This window comes from Stenotrophomonas sp. 3diitr2024, assembly GCF_042136455.1.
In the GTDB taxonomy this organism is placed as follows: domain Bacteria; phylum Pseudomonadota; class Gammaproteobacteria; order Xanthomonadales; family Xanthomonadaceae; genus Stenotrophomonas; species Stenotrophomonas sepilia.
Window position 1 is genome coordinate 1 of sequence record NZ_JBHHMJ010000210.1, and the last position, 5,798, is coordinate 5,798.

8 protein-coding genes are annotated in these 5,798 nt (G+C 65.6%); 7 read left to right on the forward strand and 1 reads right to left on the reverse strand.

Going from position 1 to position 5,798, the window contains the following annotated elements; translation table 11 throughout:
- Window positions 1–114 precede the first annotated feature (114 nt).
- The gene (locus ABGA94_RS04805; protein ID WP_005417477.1) at window positions 115–702 is read right to left on the reverse strand and encodes a glutathione peroxidase; all 588 of its coding nucleotides are present in this window, start codon (window positions 700–702) and stop codon (window positions 115–117) included.
- A gap of 367 nt (window positions 703–1,069) precedes the next feature.
- On the opposite strand from ABGA94_RS04805, the gene ABGA94_RS04810 reads away from it, so the two are divergent.
- From ABGA94_RS04810 to ABGA94_RS04840, 7 genes are all read left to right on the forward strand, one after another.
- Complete coding sequence (locus tag ABGA94_RS04810; protein ID WP_032954303.1) at window positions 1,070–1,306, forward strand: hypothetical protein; 237 nt, start codon at window positions 1,070–1,072, stop codon at window positions 1,304–1,306.
- 2 nt (window positions 1,307–1,308) lie between these two features.
- Window positions 1,309–1,668 carry a GntR family transcriptional regulator gene (locus tag ABGA94_RS04815; RefSeq protein ID WP_005417481.1) on the forward strand — a complete coding sequence of 120 codons (360 nt, stop codon included), beginning with the start codon at window positions 1,309–1,311 and terminating at the stop codon, window positions 1,666–1,668.
- Complete coding sequence (locus ABGA94_RS04820) at window positions 1,668–2,543, forward strand: ABC transporter ATP-binding protein (RefSeq protein ID WP_005417484.1); 876 nt, start codon at window positions 1,668–1,670, stop codon at window positions 2,541–2,543. Before ABGA94_RS04815 ends, ABGA94_RS04820 begins: the two co-directional genes overlap by 1 nt.
- On the forward strand, window positions 2,540–3,568 hold the full coding sequence (locus ABGA94_RS04825) for an ABC-2 transporter permease (protein ID WP_134955435.1): 1,029 nt from the start codon (window positions 2,540–2,542) through the stop codon (window positions 3,566–3,568). The genes ABGA94_RS04820 and ABGA94_RS04825 overlap by 4 nt, the downstream gene beginning before the upstream one ends.
- A 25-nt stretch (window positions 3,569–3,593) precedes the next feature.
- Window positions 3,594–4,481 carry a GIN domain-containing protein gene (locus ABGA94_RS04830; RefSeq protein ID WP_053499448.1) on the forward strand — a complete coding sequence of 296 codons (888 nt, stop codon included), beginning with the start codon at window positions 3,594–3,596 and terminating at the stop codon, window positions 4,479–4,481.
- Between the two features lie 29 nt (window positions 4,482–4,510).
- Window positions 4,511–5,116: a hypothetical protein gene (locus tag ABGA94_RS04835; RefSeq protein ID WP_375366539.1), complete on the forward strand. Its 606-nt coding sequence runs from the start codon at window positions 4,511–4,513 to the stop codon at window positions 5,114–5,116.
- A 106-nt stretch (window positions 5,117–5,222) separates the two neighbouring features.
- Window positions 5,223–5,648, forward strand: a complete 426-nt coding sequence (locus ABGA94_RS04840; protein ID WP_005417496.1) for a hypothetical protein — start codon at window positions 5,223–5,225, stop codon at window positions 5,646–5,648.
- Window positions 5,649–5,798: the final 150 nt, after the last annotated feature.

A 5,798-nucleotide genomic window follows, 5' to 3' on the forward strand; every position in this document is an offset into this window, starting at 1 on the left:
GCGCATTCCCATCTTCATTCGCTGCATTCCTGGAAGTGTCTGGGCGCCGACGTCGGCGCGAAAAGAAACATTGTCGCACGCATGCCGTCGATGTCGAGGCATCCGTGCCGGATATCAATGCGTGGCGGCTGCGGCCAGCGCCTTGTCGATGGCGGCGGTCAGCTGCGGATCGTCCGGCGTTACCTTGCTGGCGAACTGGGCAATGACCTTGCCATCGCGGCCGACCAGGTACTTGTGGAAGTTCCAGCCCGGCGCCACGCCGGTGGCCGCGGTCAGCCTCTGGTACAGCGGCGTGGCCTGTGCACCGACGACATGCACCTTCTCGAACATCGGGAACCTGACGCCGTAGGTGAGCGTGCAGAAATCCTGGATCTGCTTTTCGTCACCGGGCTCCTGGCCCTTGAAATCGTTGGACGGGAAACCGAGCACGGCAAAGCCGCGGCCGGCATAACGCTTCTGCAGCGCCTCCAGGCCTTCGTACTGAGGGGTATAGCCGCACTTGCTTGCGGTATTGACCACCAGCAGTACCTGCCCGTGGTAGCGCTGCTGCAGGTTGACCTGCTGCTTGCTGGCCAGTGGGCGGTACTCCAGGTCCAGCAGATCGGCCGCCAGCACATGGCCGGAACCGGCCAGGCCGGCCACCAGCAGGGTCAGCAGGGACAGGCCGCGCAGGCGGCGCGGGATAACGGTCGGCAGGGGCATCGAGAGCGGTCCGCGGTAGCCATTCACAGGGCCGGCCGGTAGCGGCCGGGAATCGGCCGAACTATAGCACCGCCCCTCGCCCCCCCTTGTTGCAGCAAGCGCCAGCGGCTTTGCGCGGCGTGGCGTCTTCCCGCTGGCCTTACCAACGACGGCGCAGTGATGACATAGCATGGACAACACTGAATGGCAGGCGGAACTGGACCAGACCGCACATCAAATTTATTTCCCTTTCCAATCAAATGGATAAGAGGATATTTCAGCAATTTGACCACCCCTGCCATCAGTTGGGGACGGCAGGGGGTTGCACCCAGGCGTGCCGGTGTTATAGTTGCATACAACACCAGTCACCTGAGACAGGGGGGAAGCCATGAACGCCCGCATCCGTCGCAACCTCACCGCACCCGCGGCCGCTGCTGTTTCGACCCTGATCGTGCTGGCCTGGCTGGCCACGCCCACCACCCCCGCCTCTCCCGACAGTGCGCAGGACGCAACCGCTGCACCGGCCGGGAACGCCGATTCCTCCCCCCCTCCCCCGCGTCGGCTGCACAGCTCCCTGTCCATGCCGTATTTCTCGTTCGCCCAGCCGCTGACCCCACGGAGCTGAATATGAGCGACATCCAGTGGAGCGACGGCGCTCCCATCTACCGTCAATTGAAGGAGCGCGTGATCGCCATGATGCTCGACGGAATCCTGAAGCCGGGCGATGCCCTGCCTTCGGTGCGCCAGGTGGCCGCCGACTATCAACTCAACCCCATCACCGTTTCGCGCGCCTACCAGGAACTGGCCGATGAAGGCCTGGTCGAGAAGCGCCGCGGCCTGGGCATGTTCATGACCGAGCAGGCGGCCACGCAGCTGCGCAGCAGCGAGCGCGAGCGCTTCCTCAACGAAGAATGGCCCGCGGTGCTGGAGCGCATTCAGCGCCTGGGCCTGAGCCTTGACGAATTGCTGCCCCAGGGGAACGTCTGATGAACAGCACTGCAAGCGAACCCGTCATCACCGCGCGAGGCCTGCGCAAGGCCTACAGGACCACGGTAGCCCTCGACAACGCCAGCTTCAGCATTCCGAGCGGGCGCATCGTCGGCTTGATCGGCCCCAACGGCGCCGGCAAGACCACCGCACTGAAGGCCATCCTCGGCCTCACCTCGGTGGAAGGCGACCTGAGCGTGCTCGGCCGCGATCCGCGACTGCATCGCGACGAGCTGATGAATGACATCTGCTTCATCGCCGACGTCGCTGTGCTGCCGCGCTGGCTGAAGGTGCGCGAGGCGATCGACTTCGTCGCCGGCGTGCACCCGCGCTTCGACCGGGCCCGCTGCGAGCGCTTCCTGGCCAATACCAAGCTGCAACCGAAGCAGCGCGTGCGCGAACTGTCCAAGGGCATGATCGTGCAGCTGCACCTGGCGCTGGTGATGGCCATCGACGCCCGCATCCTGGTGCTGGACGAGCCCACTCTCGGCCTGGACATCCTCTATCGCAAGGAGTTCTACCAGCGCCTGCTGGAGGACTACTTCGACGAACAGAAGACCATCATCGTCACCACCCATCAGGTGGAAGAGATCGAGCACATCCTCAGCGACGTCATGTTCATCCGGGATGGCCGCATCGTGCTCGACGCGGACATGGACGACGTCGGCCAGCGCTACACCGAGCTGCTGGTCAATGCCGACCAGCTGGAGACCGCGCGTGCGCTGAAGCCGATCGACGAGCGCAGCCTGGCGTTCGGCAAGACCGTGATGCTGTTCGACGGCGTGCCGCGTACCCAGCTCTCTACCCTTGGCGAGACCCGCAGCCCGGGCCTGGCCGATCTGTTCGTCGCCATCATGAAGGGGACCTACGCATGAATGCCGTCAACCACCCCGTCAGCCCGATGGGCACCCTGCGCTGGCTGCTCAAGCGCGAGTACTGGGAGAACCGTGGCGGTTTCCTGTATGCACCGTTGATCGCCGGCCTGATCTCGCTGGTGATGAGCACCATCGGCATCGCCTTCGGCCTGTTCGCCCTGCACCGGGCCGCGCGTGATGGTGGCCTGCACATCGACGGCGAAGACGTGAACATCAACGGCCTGGACCTGGCCCTGCTGACCCGCGACATCAGTGCCAAGGACCTGGCTGACCTCGGCAACGGCCTCGACCTGACCCTGGTGCTCAGCTCGGCCTGGCCGTTCCTGGTACTGGCCTTCGTGGTGTTTTTCTACTGCCTGGGTGCCCTGTACGACGACCGCCGCGACCGCAGCATCCTGTTCTGGAAGTCACTGCCGCTGTCGGATACCCAGACCGTGCTGTCCAAGGTGATCAGCGCACTGATCGTGGCCCCGCTGATCGCGGTGATCGCCGGCATCATCACCATGTTCGGCTTCATGCTGGTGATCAGCATCGTCGCGCTGATGCACGGCGGCAGCCCAATGACCCTGATCTGGGGCCCGGCCAGCCCGCTGACCCTGGCCGCCGGCCACCTGGCCTGGATCCCGGTCTACGCCCTGTGGGCCCTGCCCACCGCCGGCTGGCTGCTGCTGTGCTCGGCCTGGGCCCGCAGCAAGCCGTTCCTGTGGGCGGTGATGCTGCCGCTGTTCGCAGGCGTCATCGTCAGCACCACCAAGGTGATGCCGCTGATCGGCCTGACCACGGGCTGGTTCTGGCAGAACATCGTTGGCCGACTGCTGCTGGGCGGCGTACCGGGCACGGACCTGGTGTATCGCCTCAGCGCCGAGGAAGGCACGCGTCGCGACCTCGAATCGGTGGTCAGCCTGATGTCGCCGGCCTCGCAGCTGAAGTCACTGGCGATGCCGGAACTGTGGATCGGCGCCGCCATCGGCGCCGTGTTCATCGTCCTTGCCATCCGTCTGCGCAAGCGCGCCGGCGAGATCTGATTCCATCCACCCGGAGGCACCACCCATGCGTTCCCTGCTCGCCTGTTCTGCGTTGTTGCTGTTGCCGCTGTCGGCGCTGGCCGCCGATGCTCCGAACTGCAAGTTCACCGCCGCCCGCACGCTGAAGCTGGATGTGGCCGGTGCCAGGGCTGTGGTGCTCGAGGTCAACCAGCACGACCTGAAGGTCGTCGCCGGCAAGGGCACTGGCCAGCTCGATGGCCGCGCCTGCGCGTCCAGCCAGGAATGGCTGGACCAGCTGGTACTGGACCAGCGCAGGGTGGGCGACAAGCTGGTGGTGAGCCTGCGCCGCGAGGGCCGCGACAGCGGCATCAGCCTGGGCAGCAGCTACGCCTGGCTGGACATCCGTGGCAGCGTGCCGGACAACCTGCCCCTGCAGCTGAAGGTCGGCTCCGGCGACGCCAGCGTGGACAACGCGCAGTCGCTGAGCGTGGATGTCGGCTCCGGTGATGCCATCGTGCGTGGCACCCGCGGCAGCATCCACGCAGCGGTGGGTTCGGGCGACCTGGACATTGATGGCGGCAGTTCGCTGAACCTGCTTTCGCTGGGTTCCGGCGACGTCAAGGTGCGCAACATCGGTGGCGATGCGGTCACCGGCACTGTCGGTTCGGGTGACCTGAAGATCAGCGATGTCCGCGGCAACGCACGACTGGACACGGTCGGTTCCGGCGACATCGGGTTCAAGCGCGTGCAAGGCAACGTCGAGGTCGGTGTGGTCGGCTCGGGCGATGTTGATCTGTCCGACATCGGCGGCAATGTGCATGTGCGCAGCCACGGCTCGGGGGACATCCAGGTCGATGGCGTGCGCGGCAGCCTGACCGTCGACCACAGCGGCAGCGGCGATGTCGGCCACCGCAACGTCAGTGGCACCGTCACCCTGCCCCGTAAAAAGTAACCGCTAACGGATCGATCGAGGAAACTGCCATGAATCTGCTGCGCGTGCTGCCTGCCGCCCTGCTGTGCCTGCCGCTGATCGCCTGCGGCGGCACGTCCTCCATGCCTGATACCACCGTCGGCAAAAGCGTGGCCGACGCGACCAGCGGCGTCGGCCAGACTGTCAAGGAGGCCATGGACGATGCCCGCAAGGACATCACCCAGGGCAACATCAAGATCTCGGCCGACAAGCAGCCGCGTGCCGAGATCACCCCGGATGGCCGCCTGCTGATCGCCGGCAAGGAAGTGGCCGCCAACGAAACCCAGCGCCGCCAACTGCAGGAGTACCGCGGCCACGTGGTCGCCATTGCAATGGACGGCATGGATGTCGGCCTGGCCGGTGCCAAGCTCGGCGCCAGTGCTGCCGGAGAGGCCCTGAAGGGCATCTTCAGCGGCGACAGCGATGGCATCGAGAAGCGGATCAACGCCAAGGCGGCGAAGATCGAGGCCCAGGCAAAGCGCATCTGCGAGCGCCTGCCGGCGATGCTGGCCAGCCAGCAGGCCCTGGCCGCATCGCTGCCGGCGTTCAAGCCCTACGCAACGATGGACCAGAGTGACGTCGACGACTGCGGCAAGGACACCGTGGTCCAGCGCTAGGCCTGTGACAGATCAGCGCACCCGGCCGGCAGCGGCGTCCCGCTGCCGGCCGTCATGTGCCGACCGGCTTACAATGGCGGCCCCGGACGCCCCCGAACCGAATGCCATGAAGAAGTTGTTCCTGCTGCTGGCCGCCCTGCTCTGCCTGGGCCTGGTCGGCTGTGACAAGGATTACCGCAACCACCGCGCCGAGCGCGGCAAGCCCAAGATTTCCGTCAGTGAAGGGATGGTGACCGTGCGTCGCCCGCCGGCACCGAACATCATCATCCTCGGCGATGGCACGATGAAGGTGGACGAGATCCAGATCCCGCTGGACGAAGGGCAGAAGCAGATGCTGCAGACGATGTTCGGCAGGCTGCAGGTGCTGCGCCAGAACACCCTGGTCGCCGCCCCGGCCGATCCCAACATGCAACCGGTGAAGATCCAGCCGCCGGAGGGCATGGAAGTGATTCCGGCGGACCTGATCCAGCGCATACCCGAGTTCAAGGATTACACCGACACGTTCGGCAACATCGTCGCCGACCGTCGCTGAAGCAGAAACGCCGCCCCAGGGCGGCGTTTCCTTTTGTAGAGCCGAGCCCATGCTCGGCTACTGCAACCAACCAAGCTTAGTAGCTCTGCCAGTCAATTTGAGCGTCAGCCCCGAGATAGCGGTCCTGCCAAGCCTGCTCCCGACCCAGGG

Coding starts and splice junctions, on each gene's coding strand:
- ABGA94_RS04805 (WP_005417477.1), bottom strand. CDS start 702: ATGCCCCTGCCGACCGTTATCCCGCGCCGCCTGCGCGGCCTGTCCCTG.
- ABGA94_RS04810 (WP_032954303.1), top strand. CDS start 1,070: ATGAACGCCCGCATCCGTCGCAACCTCACCGCACCCGCGGCCGCTGCT.
- ABGA94_RS04815 (WP_005417481.1), top strand. CDS start 1,309: ATGAGCGACATCCAGTGGAGCGACGGCGCTCCCATCTACCGTCAATTG.
- ABGA94_RS04820 (WP_005417484.1), top strand. CDS start 1,668: ATGAACAGCACTGCAAGCGAACCCGTCATCACCGCGCGAGGCCTGCGC.
- ABGA94_RS04825 (WP_134955435.1), top strand. CDS start 2,540: ATGAATGCCGTCAACCACCCCGTCAGCCCGATGGGCACCCTGCGCTGG.
- ABGA94_RS04830 (WP_053499448.1), top strand. CDS start 3,594: ATGCGTTCCCTGCTCGCCTGTTCTGCGTTGTTGCTGTTGCCGCTGTCG.
- ABGA94_RS04835 (WP_375366539.1), top strand. CDS start 4,511: ATGAATCTGCTGCGCGTGCTGCCTGCCGCCCTGCTGTGCCTGCCGCTG.
- ABGA94_RS04840 (WP_005417496.1), top strand. CDS start 5,223: ATGAAGAAGTTGTTCCTGCTGCTGGCCGCCCTGCTCTGCCTGGGCCTG.